Genomic DNA, 20,303 nt, shown 5'->3' on the forward strand with positions numbered 1-20,303 from the left:
CGCTTTGTCAACACACAGCCCAGCCGATCACCGTTTGTAATCGATGGCTTCTGGCTGCTCCAGATATACGGTGGTTTGTGCCGGTTGTGTGCTGGCGATCACCTTACCGCCACGTACAGAATAACGTACCGGAACCTGACGGCGCAGCGCATCAAATCCATTTTCAGCCGGCAGGATAATCAGGTTCGCGCTGTTTCCGGCGGCAATGCCGTAATCCTGCAAATTCAACGTCCTGGCGCTGTGGTGGGTGATTAAATTCAGGCCATCGTTAATCTGCCCATAGCCCATCAGCTGGCAAACATGCAGCCCCATATGCAGCACTTGCAGCATATTCGCCGTTCCCAGCGGATACCACGGATCGAAGACATCATCGTGACCAAAGCAGACGTTAATGCCGGACTCCAGCATCTCTTTAACGCGCGTGATGCCGCGACGTTTTGGATACGTATCGAAACGTCCTTGCAGATGAATATTGACCAGCGGGTTGGCGACAAAGTTAATACCGGACATTTTCAGCAAGCGGAACAGGCGTGAGGTATACGCCCCGTTATAGGAGTGCATTGCCGTGGTGTGGCTGGCGGTGACTCGCGCGCCCATGCCTTCACGGTGCGCCAGGGCAGCAACGGTTTCGACAAAGCGCGACTGCTCGTCATCGATCTCATCACAGTGAACGTCGATGAGACGGTCGTATTTTTGCGCCAGGGCGAAGGTTTTATGCAGCGACTCCACGCCGTATTCACGGGTAAATTCAAAATGCGGAATCGCCCCCACTACATCTGCCCCTAAGCGTAACGCCTCTTCCAGCAACGCTTCACCGTTGGGATACGACAAAATCCCTTCCTGAGGGAAGGCGACGATTTGCAGATCAATCCACGGCGCGACTTCCTGCTTCACTTCCAGCATTGCTTTCAGCGCAGTTAGCGTTGCATCCGAAACATCGACATGGGTACGCACATGCTGAATGCCGTTGGCAATCTGCCATTTCAGCGTTTGCCAGGCGCGTTGTTTCACATCGTCATGGGTTAATAACGCTTTGCGCTCGGCCCAGCGTTCAATGCCTTCAAACAGCGTGCCGGACTGATTCCAGTTCGGTTGTCCGGCGGTTTGCGTGGTGTCCAGGTGAATATGCGGCTCCACAAATGGCGGTATAACTAAACCTTGTTCGGCATCCAGGCTGTTTTCAGTTATGGGCATCACGCCGGATTGCGCATCAATGGCGCTGATTTTTCCGTCCTGCAGATGAATCTGCCACTGCCCCTCTTTGCCTGGTAACCGGGCGTTAATAATTGTTTGTAAAGCGTTATTCGACACTGTTAGCCTCCACATGCGTCATTGCTGCTGTCGTTTTACGATTCAAAATCGGGTTAAGGATCAGATAGCTCAGCGCGCCACCTAATACCGCGTTGACCGGAACAATTCCCGGTAACCAGTGGCCTGCAGCAATCCCCAAGGCGACCGCCAGAATCGCCACCCAATTGACACTCATCATACGCGTGGTCGCAAAGTGCTCATAGCGGCGACGGTTCATCAGATAGTCGGCAATGATCACGCCACCCACTGGAGGAATAGCTGCCGAAAGGAAGGTCAACCAGCCGACAAAATTGTTATACAGCCATAATGCGCAGACCGTACCGATAATACCGTTGATTACCGAAAGGGTTTTGCTCGACATCCCGGTAATGTTGGCGAAACCTAAACCCGACGCATAGAGCGCGTTATCGTTGGTGGTCCAGATATTTAGCCCCAGCACCACAATCGCAGGCAACAGCAGGCCCTGAGCAATCATCACATCAGAGATATCCGCCAACCCCAGTGCCGCCGCTCCCGCTGCACCGAAAATAAACATCAACGAGTTGCCGAGGAAAAAGGCCACCATCGCCACCAGCACCGCCAGTTTGGCATTGCGACCAAACCGGACAAAGTCAGCGGTGAGCGTACCCGCACTGATAAATGACCCCACAACCAGCGCCAGCGCGACATTGAAATCTAACGGTTGTGCGGGAACGACCGCTTTTAATGCGTCCAGGCCGCCCATGCCGTTAACAGCCAGCCACACGGAATAACCACCAAGGCAGGCGATAGCCGGAACCGCAATCACCGAAAGAACCGTCAGCGCCGAAATGCCAAAGAAGACGGTGACGGTCATCAGTAAACCGGAAACGGCAATCAGCAAATTAATATCCAGCCCGGTTGCCTTGCCCACCGGAATGGCAAACATCGCCACACCGACGCCAAACCAGCCAACCTGGGTGCCGCCCAGCAGCAGTGAAGGCAGCCATGAGCCTTTAACACCAAACGAGAAGCGAGCAAGAAGATGGGTGGTCAGGCCGGTTTTTGCACCAATGTAACCGAGAAATGAAGTGTAAATACCGAGGAGAAGATTACCGATGAGAACTGCGAGGAAGAAATCATGATAGCTAAGACCGGTTCCGAGAGTGCCGCCGGTCCACATACTGGCGGAAAAGAAGGTTAATCCCAGCATGACGAACGTCAATGCCAATACCCCTTTCCGCGCCGACTGCGGGACTGGCCCCTGGCTAAAGTTGTTATCTTGCGACACGAAATTCCCCCTTTTTGCTGTTTGAAACCCAAAAAATCCGCCGCATTCTATTCATCTGAAGATAAAAAGCAATCGTTTTCGTGGGGAAATATATTTTTTATATGAATGAGTGCAAAAAGGTGGGGGAAAAATTATCGGTGTAAAAACAGTGGGTAGGCATAATAAGACGCGGTAAGCGTCGCATCAGGCATCGGCGCATGGTGTCGGATGCGGCGCGAGCGCCTTATCCGACCTGCGGTTCAGGCCTGTAGGCATGATAAGACGCGCCTGCGTCGCATCAGGCATCTGCGCATGGTGTCGGATGCGGCGCGAACGCCTTATCCGACCTGCGGTTCAGGCCTGTAGGCATGATAAGACGCGCCTGCGTCGCATCAGGCATCGGCGCACGGTGTCGGATGCGCCGCGAGCGCCTTATCCGACCTACGGTTCAGGCCTGTAGGTATGATAAGACGCGCCTGCGTCGCATCAGGCACTGAGCACGGTGTCGGATGCGGCGCGAGCGCCTTATCCGACCTACGGTTCAGGCCTGTAGGCATGATAAGACGCATCAGCGTCGCATCAGGCATCGGCACACGGTGTCGGATGCGGTGCGAGCGCCTTATCCGACCTACGGTTCAGGCCTGTAGGCATGATAAGACGCATCAGCGTCGCATCAGGCATCGGCACACGGTGTCGGATGCGGCGCGAGCGCCTTATCCGACCTACGGTTCAGGCCTGTAGGTATGATAAGACGCATCAGCGTCGCATCAGGCACTGAGCACGGTGTCGGATGCGGTGCGAGCGCCTTATCCGACCTACGGTTCAGGCCTGTAGGCATGATAAGACGCGCCAGCGTCGCATCAGGCATCTGCGCACAACTGTCGGATGCGCCACGCGACGCATCCGACAATACCTTACTCTTCCATCGCCTGGCGGATCTGATCCAACGACGCCGGATCATCAATGGTCGTCAGATCCCCCGGATCGCGTCCTTCGCAAATCGCCTGGATCGTGCGGCGCAGCATTTTTCCGGATCGCGTTTTTGGCAATTGCGAGACAAACCAGACGTGCGCCGGGCGGCCAAAGTTGCCAATCTGGCTGTCCACCAGCGCCATAATCGCCTTCTCTTGCGAATGCGCCACATCACGATCTTCCAGACTGTCGCTCTCTTTCGGAATGACAAACGCCACCGCCACCTGCCCTTTCAGCGCATCGTTCACCCCAACCACCGCCACTTCGGCAACGCCCGGATGACTGGAGATACTCTCTTCAATCTCGCGCGTCCCCAGCCGATGCCCGGCAACGTTAATTACATCGTCAGTGCGCCCGAGAATAAAGTGATAACCGTCAGCGTCACGGATGCCCCAATCAAAGGTGGCGTACACCGGGCGGGAAAACAGCGACCAGTAAGTCTTCACAAAGCGGTCGTCGTCGCCCCAGATGGTCTGAATACAGCCCGGCGGCAGCGGCCCTTCCACCACCAGCATCCCTTTCTCGTTGACGCCACACGGTTCGCCGGTGACTTCATTAAGCAACTGCACGTTATAGCCATACATCGGCACGCCGGGGCTTCCCAGACGCGTCGGCCTGTCGTCCAGACCGCGAGCAATCGCCATAATCGGCCAGCCGGATTCGGTCTGCCAGTAGTTGTCGATAACCGGCACATCCAGCGTATTGCTTACCCAACTGGCGGTTGGCTCGTCCAGCGGCTCCCCCGCCAGATAGAGTACTTCCAGCGACGAAAGATCGTGTTTGCGAATTTCAGCGGTAGGGAATTTTTTCAGCACGCGAATGGCGGTCGGCGCCGAGAACATCCGGCTAACCTGATATTTCTCGACGATTTTCCACCACACGCCGCAGTCCGGCCAGGTCGGTAATCCTTCGTAAACGATAGTCGCCATCCCCGCCAGCAGCGGCGCGTAGACGATATACGAATGCCCCACCACCCAGCCGATATCCGAAGCACAAAAGAACACACCGCCCGCTTTGCCGCCAAAAATGGTGTCCATCGAGGTCGCCAGCGCCACCGCATATCCGCCGACGTCACGCTGCACGCCTTTAGGTTTGCCGGTCGTGCCGGAGGTGTAGAGAATGCAGGAGGTTTCGTTGGATTCCAGCCACGCCACCGGTACCCGCGCGCCGATGTGTTGATGGCGCAACGACGCGAAATCGACATCCCGCCCGCTGACGCGCGCCATTTTCGCCAGCCCGCGATCCACCAGCAAAACATGGCGCGGCTGGTGCTGCGCCTGACTTATCGCATCGTCGAGCAATTTTTTATAGGGAATGATTTTGCCACCGCGCGCTCCGGCATCAGCCGAGACAATCAGCACCGGTTTAGCATCATCAATTCGCGCCGCCACGCTATGAGAGGCAAATCCACCAAACACCACCGAGTGAATAGCGCCAATGCGCGCGCAAGCCAGCAGGGTTATATGCGCTTCGGCAATCATCGGCATATACACCAGCACCCGTTCGCCACGCTGCACGCCCAGTGAGCGCAGCATTGACGCCACCGCGTTCACTTCGTCATGCAGCTGACGAAAGGTAAAGGTGCGCTCTTCTTCTGTTTCCGAAGAGACGGCAATCAGCGCCAGCGCCTCTGGCTGTTTCTCCAGCCAGCGATCGATAGCGTTGTGACACAAGTTGGTTCGGCCTTCACAAAACCAACGGGCAAACGGCGGATTGCTGTGATCGAGCGTTTGCGTAAAGGGCGTCTGCCAGTCAATACGCCGGGCCTGCTCGGCCCAGAACTGCTCCGGTTCGTTAATCGAACGCTGATAAAATTCGCTAAAAGACATAATGCTCTCCTGTTGAACTTACGCCTTACCGCTGTTTGCTTAAATGACGTACAGGTCGAGATACTCATTGACCGGCATCTGTTCCAGGCGAGTTCTGTCGAGAGAAACCTCCAGAATGCGCTGCTGCTGGCGAGTCGGGAACTGGCGCGCGAGATTGATTTTGAATTTATCCACCAGCTTCGGAATGCCATCCTGACGGCGGCGAGCATGACCAATGGGGTACTCCACCACCACTTCTTCAAAGCGCGTGCCGTCGGTGAACTCAAGAGTAATGGCATTGGCGATGGCGCGTTTTTCCGGGTCGTGGTAGTCAGCGGTAAACGCCGGATCTTCAAAGCAATTGATCTTCTCGCGCAGGGCGTCGATGCGTTTATCTTGCGCAACGTTGTCCTCGTAATCTGCCGCCGTTAAGCGCCCGAACAGCAGCGGGATCGCCACCATGTACTGAATGCAGTGGTCGCGGTCTGCCGGGTTATTGAGCGGCCCCTTTTTGTCGATGATGCGAATACAGGCTTCGTGGGTGCGGATGGTCACTTTTTCGATATCTGCCGCCGTTTTGCCTGCTGCCTGCATCTGTTCATAGAGCGTCATCGCTGCTTCAACTGCCGTCTGGGAGTGGAACTCCGCCGGGAAGGAGATTTTGAACAGCACATTTTCCATCACGTAAGAACCGTACGGACGCTGGAAGCGGAACGACTCACCTTTAAAGGAGACGTCATAGAAGCCCCACACAGGCGCAGTCAGGGCTGACGGGTAACCCATTTCGCCCGTTTTCGCCATCAGTGCCAGACGTACCGCGCGGGAAGTGGCATCGCCCGCCGCCCAGGATTTACGCGTGCCGGTGTTCGGCGCATGGCGATAGGTGCGCAGCGACTGACCGTCCACCCACGCCAGCGAAACAGCGTTGAGAATTTCCTCGCGGGTCAGGCCAAGCATTTCGGCGACCACGGCGGTGGAAGCCACTTTCACTAACAGAACGTGGTCGAGGCCGACGCGGTTAAAGGAGTTTTCCAGCGCGATGCAGCCCTGAATTTCATGGGCTTTAATCATTCCGGTCAGCACCTGTTTCATGGTCAACGGCGCTTTGCCGCTGGCGACCGCGTTGCGCGAAAGCCAGTCTGCCGTTGCCAGAATGCCGCCGAGGTTGTCGGAAGGATGGCCCCACTCTGCCGCAAGCCAGGTATCGTTGAAATCGAGCCAACGGATCATCGCGCCGATGTTAAATGCCGCCTGGACGGGGTCGAGCTGGAACTGAGTTCCGGGGACGCGCACGCCGTTAGGTACGACGGTGCCGGGGACAATTGGCCCCAGCAGTTTTTTACAGGCCGGGTATTCGAGAGCTTCAAGACCGCAGCCGAGCGTGTCGAGCAGGCAGTAATGTGCGGTGTCGTAGGCCACTTTGGAGCTGATTTCGTAGTTCATCACGTAATCGACGATATCAACGATTTCACGATCAAATTCCGGGCGGATGTTGTTGATTTGAGCTGACATTGGGTACGTTTCCTTATTGTTATTCGTAGAGGTTTACTGGCGCTTATCCAGCGCGACAAACTGGCGGTCTTCCGGTCCAACATAATTGGCGGAAGGACGGATAATTTTGTTGTCCTGACGTTGTTCGATAATGTGCGCCGCCCAGCCGGTGACGCGAGCGATAACAAACAGTGGTGTGAACATCTCGGTGGGAACGCCCATCATGTTGTAGGAAACAGCGGAGAACCAGTCGAGATTGGGGAACATCTTTTTGCTCTCCCACATCACCGTTTCCAGGCGATCGGCGATGTTGTACATCTTCAGCGAGCCGCCTTCCTGCGAGAGCTGCTTCGCCACACGTTTAATCACCTGGTGGCGCGGGTCGGCGATGGTATAAACCGGATGCCCAAAACCAATGACCACTTCTTTGTTTTCCACGCGCTTGCGGATATCTGCTTCGGCTTCGTCTGGCGTTTCGTAGCGTTGCTGGATCTCCAGCGACACTTCATTCGCCCCGCCGTGTTTCGGCCCGCGCAGTGCGCCAATCGCGCCAATAATCGCGGAATACATATCAGAGCCGGTGCCCGCAATCACCCGACTGGTAAAGGTGGAAGCGTTAAACTCGTGTTCGGCGTACAGCACCAGCGAAATATGCATCGCCTTTTCCCAGCTTTGCGACGGCTTTTCGCCGTGCAGCAGATGCAGGAAGTGACCGCCGATGGAGTCGTCATCGGTTTCCGGCTGGATGCGTTCGCCGTTATGGCTGTAGTGATACCAGTAGAGAAGAATCGAGCTAAGTGACGCCAGCAGTTTGTCGGCAATATCCCGCGCGCCAGAGACGGTATGCCCCTCTTTTTCTGGCAGCGTGCAGCCGAGCGCGGAAACGCCGGTGCGCATAACATCCATCGGGTGTGACGCCGCCGGTAAGGCTTCCAGCACGGTACGCACGTTAGCCGGTAAACCGCGCAGGGCTTTCAGTTTCGTTTTGTAGGCGGCGAGTTCGTCACGGGTCGGCAGTTTGCCGTGGATCAGCAGATGCGCCACTTCTTCAAATTCGCAATGTTCCGCCAGATCAAGAATATCGTAGCCACGGTAATGCAAGTCATTGCCACTTTTACCCACGGTGCAGAGCGCCGTATTGCCCGCCGGAACGCCAGAAAGCGCCACAGATTTTTTCGGTTTAATGACATGGGTACTGTTTTGCAGGATCGTTGTGTCGCTCATATTGTCCTCGTCATTGTTATCATTTGTAGGGTCGAGATTGTTGTCGGATGCGACGCCATGCGTCTTATTCGACCTACAGTTCAGTACACCCGTAGGCCTGATAAGCCGCGTCAGCGGCGCATCAGGCATCGGTTGTCGAATACAACCAACGGGCGTTTTTTATTTCACCTGGCTACGGGCAAACAGGTCGTCGAGCTTCGCTTCGTACTGGTAGTAGTTGATGCTTTCGTACAGCTCGTTGCGGGTCTGCATGGTGTCGATGACACTTTTCTGCGTGCCTTCCTGACGCAGGACGTTGTAGACATGCTCAGCGGCGCGGTTCATGGCGCGGAACGCTGAAAGCGGGTACAGCGCCATTGCGACATGGGCGCTGCGTAATTCGTCGATGGTAAACAGCGGCGTTGCGCCAAATTCGGTAATATTGGCGAGGATTGGCACCTGCACCGCATCGGCAAACTGGCGGTACATGGCGAGTTCGGTAATCGCCTCCGGGAACAACATCTCGGCACCCGCTTCAACATAGGCCTGCGCACGCTCGATCGCCGCATCCAGCCCTTCTACCGCCAGCGCATCGGTGCGCGCCATGATCACAAAATCAGGATCGGTTTTCGCATCCACCGCCGCGCGGATCCGATCCACCATCTCCTCTTTCGAGACGATCGCTTTGTTCGGGCGATGACCACAGCGTTTTGCACCAACCTGATCTTCAATATGCAATCCCGCCGCACCGGCTTTAATCATCGATTTCACCGTACGCGCAACGTTAAAAGCAGAAGAACCAAAACCGATATCCGCATCCACCAGCAGCGGCAGCGAACAAACGTCGGTGATACGGCGAATATCTGTCAACACGTCATCAAGAGTAGAAATACCGAGATCGGGCAGCCCCAGCGACCCTGCCGCCACGCCACCGCCGGAGAGATAAATTGCCTGATATCCGGCACGCTGCGCCAACAGCGCATGGTTGGCGTTGATGGTGCCAACAATCTGCAATGGATTTTCTTTAGTCAGTGCAGCGCGAAACGCTTTACCTGGGGAGTGTAGAGACATAGCCCATCCTTTGTTATCAACTTGTTATTTGCGTTGATAAACACAAAGCAAGGGGTGTGCCACAATTGCCTTAATAAAATTAAATCTTTAATTTCAATTCGTTAGAGATAAAGTCATGAACTAATCCGCAAATATGCGTTTCAGTTAACGTTTCAGGCAATGTTTCACCGCGTTTCATTGCAACAATTATGAAACAAGACTAAACCCAATATTCGGTTTCTTAACTTTGCGGTGCGCTATGGCACATCCACCACGGCTTAATGACGACAAACCGGTTATCTGGACGGTATCTGTAACGCGCCTGTTCGAGCTGTTTCGCGATATCAGCCTCGAGTTTGATCACCTGGCGAACATTACCCCTATTCAGCTTGGCTTTGAAAAAGCAGTGACCTACATCCGCAAGAAACTGGCAAACGAACGCTGTGACGCCATCATCGCTGCTGGCTCTAACGGCGCGTACCTGAAAAGCCGCCTGTCAGTGCCAGTTATTTTGATTAAACCGAGCGGCTACGATGTGTTACAGGCACTGGCAAAAGCCGGAAAGCTCACCTCTTCTATCGGCGTTGTCACTTATCAGGAAACTATTCCGGCACTGGTGGCGTTTCAAAAAACCTTTAATTTGCGCCTCGATCAACGTAGCTACATTACCGAAGAAGACGCACGCGGGCAGATTAACGAGCTAAAAGCTAACGGCACCGAAGCGGTGGTCGGCGCGGGGCTGATTACCGATCTGGCAGAAGAAGTCGGAATGACCGGAATTTTTATCTATTCCGCCGCCACCGTGCGCCAGGCGTTCAGCGATGCGCTGGATATGACGCGCATGTCGTTACGCCATAACACTCACGATGCTACCCGTAACGCCCTGCGTACTCGTTACGTGCTGGGCGATATGCTCGGTCAATCACCACCGATGGAACAAGTACGGCAGACTATTTTGCTGTATGCCCGCTCCAGTGCAGCGGTGTTGATTGAGGGGGAAACGGGGACGGGCAAAGAGCTGGCGGCCCAGGCGATTCATCGGGAATATTTTGCCCGCCACGATGCGCGACAGGGCAAAAAGTCGCATCCGTTTGTTGCCGTCAACTGCGGGGCGATAGCCGAATCGCTGCTGGAATCGGAGCTGTTTGGCTATGAGGAAGGGGCGTTTACCGGCTCGCGACGCGGAGGTCGCGCCGGGCTGTTCGAAATTGCCCACGGCGGTACGCTGTTTCTGGATGAGATTGGCGAAATGCCGCTACCTTTGCAGACTCGCCTGTTACGGGTGCTGGAAGAAAAAGAGGTTACTCGCGTCGGCGGGCATCAGCCTGTTCCGGTGGATGTGCGGGTCATTAGCGCCACTCACTGCAATCTGGAAGAAGATATGCGGCAAGGGCAGTTTCGCCGTGATCTGTTTTATCGGCTGAGTATTTTGCGTCTGCAATTGCCACCACTGCGCGAGCGGGTGGCAGATATTCTGCCACTGGCGGAAAGTTTTTTGAAAGTGTCTCTGGCGGCGCTCTCCGCCCCATTTTCTGCTGCATTACGCCAGGGGTTACAGGCAAGTGAAACTGTGCTGCTGCGCTACGACTGGCCGGGCAATATTCGTGAACTGCGCAATATGATGGAGCGACTGGCGCTGTTTTTAAGTGTGGAACCGACGCCGGATTTAACGCCGCAGTTTTTGCAGCTGCTACTGCCGGAACTGGCGCGCGAGTCGGCGAAAATTCCCGCTCCACGCTTGCTGACACCACAACAGGCACTGGAGAAATTTAAAGGCGATAAAACAGCAGCGGCGAATTATTTAGGCATAAGCCGGACGACGTTCTGGCGGCGGCTGAAAAACTGAACTGCCGAATGCAGCGCGAACGCTTTATCCGGCATAAATTTCAATAGATGATCACCGATAAACTTACGCATCGGGGATGTTTACATAGGATTCAGAATTACTTCTTCTTATAAATATTTGCCGTGCCGTGGATCTTATTGTCAGTTTGACCGGAGGTCAGTACCAACACATCAGCCCCTTTTTCATCCGCTTTTTTGATCAAATCTTCTTTCGCGTCTGCGGTCGACATTTCATTGCTGGTTGAAATATCACCTATTTTTTCATATTGCGATTCGACTTTTTCAAATTCCGCTTTAGTCATCAATTCAGCGGCATAGACATTGGTAACGGCAAACGCTAACGCACCGACTAACATTTTAGAGATTATTTTCATATTACGGCTCCAGAGTTGTTATCACACTATCACCCACCGACATTATTGGGTTGATTAATAATTAGTTCAGTCAGGGCATAAACGCCAGTAACCGGAAATAAGACACTTTGTGATCTCTCTCGCACCCGATTATTTTTGGTAGAAATATGATGCAGTTACTTCACTTATTTATGGATGAAATCACTATGGATCCTTTGCACGCCGTTTACCTGACCGTAGGACTGTTCGTGATTACTTTTTTTAATCCGGGAGCCAATCTCTTTGTGGTAGTACAAACCAGCCTGGCTTCCGGTCGACGCGCAGGAGTGCTGACCGGGCTGGGCGTGGCGCTGGGCGATGCATTTTATTCCGGGTTGGGTTTGTTTGGTCTTGCAACGCTAATTACGCAGTGTGAGGAGATTTTTTCGCTTATCAGAATCGTCGGCGGCGCTTATCTCTTATGGTTTGCGTGGTGCAGCATGCGCCGCCAGTCAACACCGCAAATGAGCACACTACAACAACCGATTAACGCCCCCTGGTATGTCTTTTTTCGCCGTGGATTAATTACCGATCTCTCTAACCCTCAAACCGTTTTATTTTTTATTAGTATTTTCTCAGTAACATTAAATGCCGAAACACCAACATGGGCACGTTTAATGGCCTGGGCGGGGATTGTGCTCGCATCAATTATCTGGCGAGTTTTTCTTAGTCAGGCGTTTTCTTTGCCCGCTGTACGTCGTGCTTATGGGCGTATGCAACGCGTTGCCAGTCGGGTTATTGGTGCAATTATTGGTGTATTCGCGCTACGCCTGATTTACGAAGGGGTGACGCAGCGGTGAGCAGATAATTTACTCTCTACGTAATCAACCTGATTTGCCGAATCCCGACCATCGGCGATGATAGCCCCCGTAATGCGTGGTCCTTATTTCCGATAAGTTTACTTGAGTCTTTAGCTTCCCATTTCAGCCCACTCTCCCCTGTGTGGGCTTTTTTCATTGGTCTGACCCGTCCTGAATAGCCAAACAATGGCAATGTTCCACTTTGCAGGGATGATAATAAGGGGATCTGATTCAGAAGAGTTTTGAAAAGTTGGACCGCCATCGAGGCCTCGAACCCCGTACCATACAACAATCCTGGTTGTCGTCTGCTCTTCCTGATGAGCTAATGGCGGTTTTTGATATGAGCCTTACAGCATATTTTCTGTCAGGCTTGAGTGCGATGCGTAAGATACAGAAAAGACCCCACACAAACATGATGGAATTATGATTTTTTTCATATGAATGTCAACCCACACATTCACAAAACATCTGCATGAGATCATTTTTTATACACCACATAGCTGCAAAACCACTGCTGGTGCTTTTTTAAGCGAAGCGTCGCCGATCACAACAAAATATCGGCGAAAAAGGCGGTGGAATGCCATTTGGCATACGGATATACAGATGAAATGATTACCTGCATTGCGATTCACTCTCTGGTGGAATAACAACTTGCAGGTGGAACCCTTTCTGAACTAAAGAGTGTAGCGGATTTTAACGTGCTTATTTACAGGATAATATCTGTCACCTAATTCCTGCACTCTATTAGATATCCATTCATTTAATCGTGCATCATCTCTGTATGTTTTTACGTCCAGAACAGAGAGCAATAACATCACCAGTGATTCAGGAAAAACAGGGTAGATATTTTTTAAGTGTAATAATAATCCATGCGCAAGCGCCTGCTTAATGGGCGCGTCTGTCTCCGGAATAGACGACATTTCGCGAAGCCATTTTTCCACATGCATACACTCTTTCCCTTTAGGGAAAAGTCTCAGCAAAGGCATATGGTGTTCAAGAAGAATACATTTGCAATCTGTTCGCACTGAATTGATAAACTGCACTAATTTCTTAAGCCCGGTAAAGCGTCCAGCCTGCACATTTGCTTTAATATCAAGAAACGCATCATCCTAGTCATATACCCAAACTGTCCCTTTTTGATTTTCAAGTATGCGAAAAACAAACTTAACCGGGTGATCAGGGTAATCCATCCAGTCATAAAATCCAGGGAAATCATTAAACTGCACATTTATGGTGAGTGCGTTATCGTCTGACCACTCACAGTCTCGTACGGCAGCCATGAGATGAATGAGTTTGTCGTCATCGACTAAATCATCACGACAATCATAAGGATAATCATAATATTGTTTAATCAAAACCTTGAATATATCGACACAGGAAACCAGGGAGCTTTTGATATCCTCTGGTAACTGATTGTTTTTAACCGTATTAAGTATGCTTTGTTGCGTATATGGCATCAAATTATTGTGCGGAGCTTTTAATGATATCATCGCGATCTCTCTTAAATAAAAATAAACGTCGCAGATAATAAAGCTCTGATTAAACCAGGCACTATCAGAAATCGCTCATAACTAACGTGTGAAGTATTAGGTACTGGAGGGAGTTAATTTAACAATTTGAATTTACGTTATAGGTTTTACTGCTACTTTGATATTATTTCGCTCTCCTTAACTAAAAAGTTAAGTGGAGAGCGAAGTTAATATGTTAAACCACAGCGTATTTATTAATTTTTTCAGTCTGTTAGTGTGCGATTATCGATAACAAAACGATATTTCACATCACCACGCAGCATTCGCTCATAGGCTTCATTAATTTGATCGGCCCGAATCATCTCTATATCAGCCACGATGCCATGTTCGGCGCAAAAATCGAGCATCTCCTGAGTTTCTGGAATGCCGCCAATCATAGAACCGGCTATCGCACGGCGTTTCATGATCAGGTTGAAAACTTCCGGCGATTTATGCGGTGTCGCAGGCGCACCAACCAGCGTCATGGTGCCATCACGCTTCAGCAAGGTGGTAAAATCGTCGAGATTATGTGGCGCAGCTACTGTATTCAAAATGAAATCGAAACTCTTCAGATGAGCCGCCATCTCATCGGCATTGCGTGAGTTAACAACTTCATCGGCCCCCAGGGCTTTTGCCGCTTCGCGTTTTGCCTCAGAAGTGGTAAATGCCACCACATGTGCCCCCATCGCGTGGGCCAGCTTAATCCCCATATGTCCCAGACCGCCGATGCCGACCACGCCCACTTTTTTACCCGGTCCGGCCTGCCAGTGGCGCAACGGGGAGTAAGTAGTGATCCCCGCGCACAGTAATGGGGCTACCGCTGCCAGCTGCTCTTGCGGGTGACGAATACGCAGAACATATCGCTCATGAACGACGATCTGTTGTGAGTAGCCGCCCAGCGTATGGCCCGGTTCGTCCGGCGTCGGCGAGTTATAGGTGCCGGTCATGTGATCACAGTAGTTTTCCAGCCCGTCTTCACACTCTTCGCAATGTTTACAACTGTCGACAATGCAGCCGACACCGACCAGATCGCCCGGCGCATATTTTTTTACCTGATCACCAACGGCTACCACACGCCCCACAATTTCATGACCCGGCACGCAGGGATAAACCGTCCCCGCCCACTCGGAACGGACCTGGTGGAGATCGGAATGGCAGACGCCACAGTAAGCGATTTCGATTTTGACATCATTCGGTCCCGGTTCACGCCGTGTGATATCCATCGGTTCAAGTGGTTGTTTAGCGGAATATGCACCAACAGCTTTGATCTTCATTGTGTTTACTCCTGATTAGCTATGTGTATTTGGCGACGCCTGATATGTCATCGCGGCAAAACGCGTCCATTGAATATAGCCAATATTTAAACCACCCGATCCAGCCCCAACATGCCGCGAGCCTGAATGAAACAGAGCAGCAACGTTCCCCATAAGGCCATCGTCAGGTAGGGGCTTATACCGAGAATATTGAAGCCGCTTTCAATAATTTGCAGAAGAAACAGCGCCAGCACCATACCAATTATCCGCCCGCTGCCGCCGTCCGGATTAACCCCGCCGAGTACTGCCGCGAGGATTGACACCAGCAAGTACGATTCGCCATAAGAGGCCTTAGCCGAGTTGAGTTTCGACATCATCAAAAATGCCGCTACCGCACAAAGCAAGGCGGAAATGACATAAACCCAAATCAGCACCCGACGAGTGTTAATGCCGGAGTAAAGTGTTGCTCGTTCGTTAGACCCAATCAGGTAAATGGCTTTACCGAGCGGCGTTTTCTCCAGCAATATCCACAGCCCCAGTGCCACTGCGGCAAACAACCACATCGGTAGCGGAATACCGAACCATTGCGCATGATTCAACCACAGCACCCATGAGGGATAATTGGCAATGGCGCTACCACCTGTCACCAGAATATTTATCCCTTTGAGCAACGTCATCATCCCAAGCGTTGCAAGAATTGGCGACACTCGAATACCAGCAATCAATACGCCGTTACATAAACCGATTATCACCGCCGCGCCAGCGCCCGCCAGTAACGTAGCGACAACCGTAGCAATACCCGGTGGATACTGAGTCGCCACCCACGCCATCACCAGTGAACAGGCGTTAGCAGTGGCTATAATTGACAAGTTAATGCCACCGCAAAGCATGGTCACCGCCATAGCCAACGCCAGAATGCCCAGCACGGGCATTTGCGAAGCGACGGACTGGAAATTACTTATCGACCAGAAAATCTCCGGCATAGTAATGCTGAACGCGGCAACAGTTAGCACCAGCAGGCCGATCAAGTAAAACTCAACGTTATTACGCCACGATTTTTTCATAGCAGACTCCGGTTCTGATGCTGACTCCACGCCGTGGCACTAATGCTGGCAACGATGATGATGCCGGTGATCAATGTTTGCCAGTAAGACGAGACTCCCAATAAATTTAGCCCGTTTTGCATCACTGCCAACAACACCACGCCGAGCAAAGTACCGGTTAACGTGCCGCGCCCGCCGAGCAAACTAGTGCCGCCAAGCACCACCGCAGCCAGTACTGTCAGCTCATAACCCAGAAGAGAATCGGGGGCGACAGTCATCACCGTCCACGACTGCACTACACCCGCAGCGCCAGACATCAATCCCATATAGCCATAGACGAAAAGTTGCAGTTTCAGCACGCTAAAGCCGATGCGACTGGCTGATTCGCGGTTCCCGCCAAGGGCATAAATTTTGCGCCCTACACTGGTGAAATTCATGATAAACGCTGTTAGCAGCACCACCGTAATCATGGCGATCAGCGGCAGACCAAGGCCATAGTCATAGCCATCAGCATCGGTGTACTTGAACAACATAACCCCCTGCTCAAACCACGGCGGAAAGTCGTACAGCCACACACCTTTACTCAACCATAACAGCAGGCCATAGAAAATATTCAGCGTCGAGATAGTGATGATGATAGAAGGCACCCGTAGGCGATTAACCAGTAAGGCGTTAATTAAGCCAAGTAAAATGCCGATGCAGCCCGCCAGTGCAAACGCGACAGCGAAGTTGCCACCAATTTTTTGCAGCAACAGCACCATGCCGTATTGCGCCATGATGGTCATTGCTGGAAACGAAATATCAATTCCACCGGAAATCAACACCACAAACAAACCACAGGCGAGAATAGTCAACATGGCATAGTTATTGGCGAGATCGTACAAATTACCGAATGTCAGAAACTCGTCGCTGCGCCAGGCAAGGCCAACAAACAGCACCACAATCAGTAATGCCAGCCAGAATTCATGGCGTTTTTTCAGTTCAGCCATTTACCACCTCCGCAATCCTGGCCTGAGAACTGCTGTCAGGCAGGAAGCTATGGGTGATCTGTCCTTTTTGCATTACCAAAATCCGGTGGCTTTGATACCACGCTTCTTCAATTTCATCGCAGATCATCAATACCGCAATGCCATGAGCCGCCAGATCGCTGATAATGCCGTATATTCCTGCTTTGTTGGCGATATCAACACCGACTGTCGGGCTATCGAGAATCAACAGTCGTGGCCCAATCGCCAGCCATTTGGCGATCGATACTCGCTGCGCGTTACCACCAGAAAGCGTATTCACCGGGAGATGAGGATCAGAGACTTTGATGGTCAATGCCTTGATTAGCCTGTCCACCAGGTCACGCACTTTAGTTTCACTCAGAAAGCCGAAGCGATCTTTTACCTTGTGAAAAACAGTGCTAATGATGTTGTCTTCAATAGATTGCGCCATCACCAAACCGCGCGACATGCGATCTTCCGAAACATAACCAATACCGTGGCGGATGGCGTCCTGGTTACTATGCAGTGTAACCAGCTGGCCGTTGATGAGGATCTCGCCAGAATCCGGTCGGGTCATACCAAACAGACTCAGACATAATTCCGTGCGCCCCGCACCAAGCAGGCCAACAATCGATACCACTTCGCCCGCTTCCACCCGCAAGTTAATATTTAGATATTCCCCATGACGACTTAAATTACGCACCTCCAGCACCGGGGTGCTGGATTTTCCCTGCCACAACTCTCGCACCTGATATTCAAACTCCTGGCCGGTCATCAGGAAACCGAGTTGTTTTGTGGTCATCTCTGCAGCCGGAAAAGTCCCGACCAGCTCACCATCTTTCAGCACTGAAATACGGTCGGAAACTTCCATCACTTCTTCCAGACGATGACTGACGAAGACCACGCAGATCCCGCGTTCCCGCAATTGATGCACCACCTGTAATAACCCTTGCACTTCCTGATGGGTCAGCGAAGCGGTTGGTTCATCCATCACGATCAACCGTGCGTCCTGCGCCAGTGCACGGCAAATTGCCACCAGCTGACAGCGGGCAATTGAAAGCTCAGAAACGAGCGTATCCAGTGGCAATGTGACGTTAATACTGGTCATTGCCGCCTGCGCCACCTCACGCAGACGACGTCGGTTAACAAACAGACCGTGGTGATAGTGATTCACGGCGATATTCTCCCAGACACTCAGGTTAGGAAATAAAGAGAGGTCCTGATAAATCACCTGAATCCCCTGCGCCACCGAAGCGGCGGGTGTCAGCTTTGACCATTTTTTCCCACCAAGCGTAATTTCCGCTCCCTCATCCGGGCGATAAACACCGGACATAATTTTGATCAACGTCGATTTACCACAGCCGTTTTGCCCGGCAAGGCAGTGCACTTCACCCGACATAAAGTCGAGAGAAACATCGCGCAGCGCTCGCGTGGCATGAAACGTTTTGTTGATATGACGAAGGGAAAGGAAGGTTTCCATAACATCCCCTGGCAATAAGAATCGGGGCTTTCGCCCCGAAGAAATGGATTAATAAAGTGAGTCGATATTGTCTTTGTTGACCAGTAATACCTTATGGAAACGGATAATTCGCTTATCCATATCTACGTCGGCCTTACCCAGATTCTGCATTTCTAATCCAGGTTTGATCTCTTCACCCTTCAGCAACGTGCTGGCGACGGCTGCGAGTGCGTAACCTGCAGAGGCCGGATCGTAAGTAATCCCTTCGGTGATATCACCACTTTTAATCAGTGATGCCGCCTGTGAAGGGATCATCATGCCATAGACTGCGACTTTATTTTTCGCCCGTTTCTCTTTCACCGCACGTCCCGCGCCAATCGGACCGTTTGAACCAAAGGAGACAACCGCTTTTAAGTCAGGATAGGTTTTCATCAGGTCCAGTGTGGTACGACGTGAGTCATCCACACTCTCGGCAACCGGCATGCGGCGGGTAACTTCATGCATATCCGGGTAATGCTCTTTCTGGTATTTCACCAGCAAGTCAGCCCATAAGTTATGCTGCGGCACGGTCAAACTACCCACGTAAATCACATAGCCGCCCTTGCCCCCCATGCGTTTCGCCATATGCTCAACATATTCAGCGGCAAATTTTTCGTTATCAATGATTTCGATATCCCAGTTAGCACTTGGCTGACCGGGGGATTCGTTGGTCAGAACCACAATTCCGGCATCTCGCGCTTTTTTGAATACCGGTTCCAGCACGTTGGCATCGTTTGGCACGATAGTAATTGCATTAACCTTACGGGCGATTAAATCCTCAATAATTTTAACCTGTTGCGGAGCATCAGTACTTGAAGGCCCCACCTGTGACGCATTAACACCAAAGGCTTTACCCGCCTCAACCACACCTTCGCCCATGCGATTAAACCACGGCATACCATCGACTTTAGAAATATTCACCACGACTTTTTCCGCTGCCTGGAGCGGCGCAGAAATTAGCGCAGCGCCTAATAACAGCGAAGACACCATATTGATAACAAAACGTTTATTCATCATTTCAGCCTCATTGCAGGGTAGTCAGGAAGTGTTCGCCCAAATTAGCGCGCTGGAGAGAATAAGAATTTTCGAATATTTTTATGCAGAATAAACAGCCCTATTTCAGGCAGCTATTAAAAATATGGTTATAAATATGGACAAAACGGGCAGCAACAATAAGTGTGACATTCATCACGTTAAAAATAGCAAAATAAACAAAATTAGCGATATTTTATGTGTGTGAGTTTATTTCGCGTATATAAATAGTTATCTACACAACGTCAATAAGGGCATATTCTTCAAAGATAACGTCCATTTCTGGTGAATAGCTTCCTTCTGCCTGGAAAAAACGACGGTGTTCATTACGCCAATATTCAAGACTGAGGTCACCTTCACCTTCCTTACGGGCAAGCTCCGCGGTGACATCAGAAAAGCGCAGTAAATGCAGGCCAATCACTCTGATAACACATACAGGCTCACCACGGCTATTTTCTACAATCTTATACTCACCAATCATCGGAAATGAGTTGTCTTCAATACATCCTGCCAGCGAACCACAGGAAGCTGTTTTAACACCAGTCGCAATCAACGTTGCGAGGTGATCGGCCAACGCTGCAGAATCGCCAAAAGTACAAAAGGAAGCATGGGGATATTTTTGTAAGATTTTTTCTTTTATGGTCATGAGAATATTTTCGCGATTACGGAAAAACAAATCACATCTTAATTACTGTTGGTAACCATCAGCAAGAGTATCATTGGTTTTTCGATACTGAATCTTTTTTATCCGAAGCAGGTCACATTTATGGCCTGATAAATACCTTTGTTAAAACTCACTTTTGTGTATTTCTCTCAAATAATCCCCTGGAAATTATGCCGGGAGATTATAAAGTTCAGGATCATTCATTAGCAAACCATTCCC

General features: G+C 51.5%; 16 protein-coding genes and 1 pseudogene. 2 read left to right on the forward strand and 15 right to left on the reverse strand.

The features are described 5' to 3' along the window. Positions 1-27: 27 nt before the first annotated feature. The 6 genes from codA to prpB form a co-directional block, all read right to left on the reverse strand. A complete protein-coding gene (gene codA, locus ACJHW7_RS14850; protein ID WP_021556535.1) occupies positions 28-1,311 on the reverse strand; it encodes a cytosine/isoguanine deaminase in 1,284 nt (427 codons plus the stop codon). Next, positions 1,301-2,560, reverse strand: coding sequence for a cytosine permease (gene codB / locus ACJHW7_RS14855; RefSeq protein ID WP_000076227.1), 1,260 nt, complete (start codon positions 2,558-2,560; stop codon positions 1,301-1,303). The genes codA and codB overlap by 11 nt, the downstream gene beginning before the upstream one ends. Positions 2,561-3,453: 893 nt before the next feature. After that, complete coding sequence (prpE, locus tag ACJHW7_RS14860) at positions 3,454-5,340, reverse strand: propionate--CoA ligase (protein ID WP_000010304.1); 1,887 nt, start codon at positions 5,338-5,340, stop codon at positions 3,454-3,456. 39 nt (positions 5,341-5,379) lie between these two features. Beyond that, positions 5,380-6,831: a 2-methylcitrate dehydratase gene (prpD, locus tag ACJHW7_RS14865; RefSeq protein ID WP_001275873.1), complete on the reverse strand. Its 1,452-nt coding sequence runs from the start codon at positions 6,829-6,831 to the stop codon at positions 5,380-5,382. A gap of 33 nt (positions 6,832-6,864) precedes the next feature. Further along, on the reverse strand, positions 6,865-8,034 hold the full coding sequence (gene prpC / locus ACJHW7_RS14870) for a 2-methylcitrate synthase (protein ID WP_001285909.1): 1,170 nt from the start codon (positions 8,032-8,034) through the stop codon (positions 6,865-6,867). 159 nt (positions 8,035-8,193) lie between these two features. After that, complete coding sequence (prpB, locus tag ACJHW7_RS14875; RefSeq protein ID WP_000052197.1) at positions 8,194-9,084, reverse strand: methylisocitrate lyase; 891 nt, start codon at positions 9,082-9,084, stop codon at positions 8,194-8,196. 238 nt (positions 9,085-9,322) lie between these two features. Between prpB and prpR the strand changes: the two genes are divergently transcribed. After that, positions 9,323-10,909: a propionate catabolism operon regulatory protein PrpR gene (gene prpR, locus ACJHW7_RS14880; RefSeq protein WP_000941072.1), complete on the forward strand. Its 1,587-nt coding sequence runs from the start codon at positions 9,323-9,325 to the stop codon at positions 10,907-10,909. 97 nt (positions 10,910-11,006) lie between these two features. Here prpR and yahO read toward each other — a convergent pair whose 3' ends face one another. Further along, a complete protein-coding gene (gene yahO, locus ACJHW7_RS14885) occupies positions 11,007-11,282 on the reverse strand; it encodes a DUF1471 family periplasmic protein YahO (protein ID WP_000691953.1) in 276 nt (91 codons plus the stop codon). A 146-nt stretch (positions 11,283-11,428) separates the two neighbouring features. On the opposite strand from yahO, the gene ACJHW7_RS14890 reads away from it, so the two are divergent. After that, a complete protein-coding gene (locus tag ACJHW7_RS14890) occupies positions 11,429-12,100 on the forward strand; it encodes a LysE family transporter (RefSeq protein ID WP_072769115.1) in 672 nt (223 codons plus the stop codon). A 16-nt stretch (positions 12,101-12,116) separates the two neighbouring features. Here ACJHW7_RS14890 and yahM read toward each other — a convergent pair whose 3' ends face one another. From yahM to ACJHW7_RS14930, 8 genes and pseudogenes are all read right to left on the reverse strand, one after another. Beyond that, a complete protein-coding gene (gene yahM / locus ACJHW7_RS14895) occupies positions 12,117-12,362 on the reverse strand; it encodes a protein YahM (RefSeq protein ID WP_000290614.1) in 246 nt (81 codons plus the stop codon). Between the two features lie 412 nt (positions 12,363-12,774). Then, positions 12,775-13,590 (reverse strand): annotated as a pseudogene (yahL, locus tag ACJHW7_RS14900) (protein YahL). Positions 13,591-13,832: 242 nt separating this feature from the next. After that, positions 13,833-14,882, reverse strand: coding sequence for an NADPH-dependent aldehyde reductase YahK (gene yahK, locus ACJHW7_RS14905; RefSeq protein ID WP_000692757.1), 1,050 nt, complete (start codon positions 14,880-14,882; stop codon positions 13,833-13,835). An 86-nt stretch (positions 14,883-14,968) separates the two neighbouring features. Then, positions 14,969-15,925, reverse strand: a complete 957-nt coding sequence (locus ACJHW7_RS14910; protein WP_000750339.1) for an ABC transporter permease — start codon at positions 15,923-15,925, stop codon at positions 14,969-14,971. Further along, entirely contained in the window at positions 15,922-16,893 is a 972-nt protein-coding gene (locus ACJHW7_RS14915; RefSeq protein WP_021556534.1) for an ABC transporter permease, read from the reverse strand. Before ACJHW7_RS14915 ends, ACJHW7_RS14910 begins: the two co-directional genes overlap by 4 nt. Continuing rightward, on the reverse strand, positions 16,886-18,370 hold the full coding sequence (locus tag ACJHW7_RS14920) for a sugar ABC transporter ATP-binding protein (RefSeq protein ID WP_021556533.1): 1,485 nt from the start codon (positions 18,368-18,370) through the stop codon (positions 16,886-16,888). Before ACJHW7_RS14920 ends, ACJHW7_RS14915 begins: the two co-directional genes overlap by 8 nt. 48 nt (positions 18,371-18,418) lie before the next feature. Beyond that, the gene (locus tag ACJHW7_RS14925; RefSeq protein ID WP_001042107.1) at positions 18,419-19,402 is read right to left on the reverse strand and encodes an autoinducer 2 ABC transporter substrate-binding protein; all 984 of its coding nucleotides are present in this window, start codon (positions 19,400-19,402) and stop codon (positions 18,419-18,421) included. A gap of 253 nt (positions 19,403-19,655) precedes the next feature. Further along, positions 19,656-20,066 (reverse strand): ASCH domain-containing protein, encoded by a 411-nt coding sequence (locus ACJHW7_RS14930; RefSeq protein WP_021556532.1) that lies wholly within the window; start codon positions 20,064-20,066, stop codon positions 19,656-19,658. Positions 20,067-20,303 lie beyond the last annotated feature (237 nt).

The sequence above is a fragment of the Escherichia sp. WS1152 genome (genome assembly GCF_046487665.1).
GTDB classification, from domain to species: domain Bacteria; phylum Pseudomonadota; class Gammaproteobacteria; order Enterobacterales; family Enterobacteriaceae; genus Escherichia; species Escherichia coli.

Coding starts and splice junctions, on each gene's coding strand:
- prpE (WP_000010304.1), bottom strand. CDS start 5,340: ATGTCTTTTAGCGAATTTTATCAGCGTTCGATTAACGAACCGGAGCAG.
- prpD (WP_001275873.1), bottom strand. CDS start 6,831: ATGTCAGCTCAAATCAACAACATCCGCCCGGAATTTGATCGTGAAATC.
- prpC (WP_001285909.1), bottom strand. CDS start 8,034: ATGAGCGACACAACGATCCTGCAAAACAGTACCCATGTCATTAAACCG.
- prpB (WP_000052197.1), bottom strand. CDS start 9,084: ATGTCTCTACACTCCCCAGGTAAAGCGTTTCGCGCTGCACTGACTAAA.
- prpR (WP_000941072.1), top strand. CDS start 9,323: ATGGCACATCCACCACGGCTTAATGACGACAAACCGGTTATCTGGACG.
- yahO (WP_000691953.1), bottom strand. CDS start 11,282: ATGAAAATAATCTCTAAAATGTTAGTCGGTGCGTTAGCGTTTGCCGTT.
- ACJHW7_RS14890 (WP_072769115.1), top strand. CDS start 11,429: ATGATGCAGTTACTTCACTTATTTATGGATGAAATCACTATGGATCCT.
- yahM (WP_000290614.1), bottom strand. CDS start 12,362: ATGGCGGTCCAACTTTTCAAAACTCTTCTGAATCAGATCCCCTTATTA.
- yahK (WP_000692757.1), bottom strand. CDS start 14,882: ATGAAGATCAAAGCTGTTGGTGCATATTCCGCTAAACAACCACTTGAA.
- ACJHW7_RS14910 (WP_000750339.1), bottom strand. CDS start 15,925: ATGAAAAAATCGTGGCGTAATAACGTTGAGTTTTACTTGATCGGCCTG.
- ACJHW7_RS14915 (WP_021556534.1), bottom strand. CDS start 16,893: ATGGCTGAACTGAAAAAACGCCATGAATTCTGGCTGGCATTACTGATT.
- ACJHW7_RS14920 (WP_021556533.1), bottom strand. CDS start 18,370: ATGGAAACCTTCCTTTCCCTTCGTCATATCAACAAAACGTTTCATGCC.
- ACJHW7_RS14925 (WP_001042107.1), bottom strand. CDS start 19,402: ATGAATAAACGTTTTGTTATCAATATGGTGTCTTCGCTGTTATTAGGC.
- ACJHW7_RS14930 (WP_021556532.1), bottom strand. CDS start 20,066: ATGACCATAAAAGAAAAAATCTTACAAAAATATCCCCATGCTTCCTTT.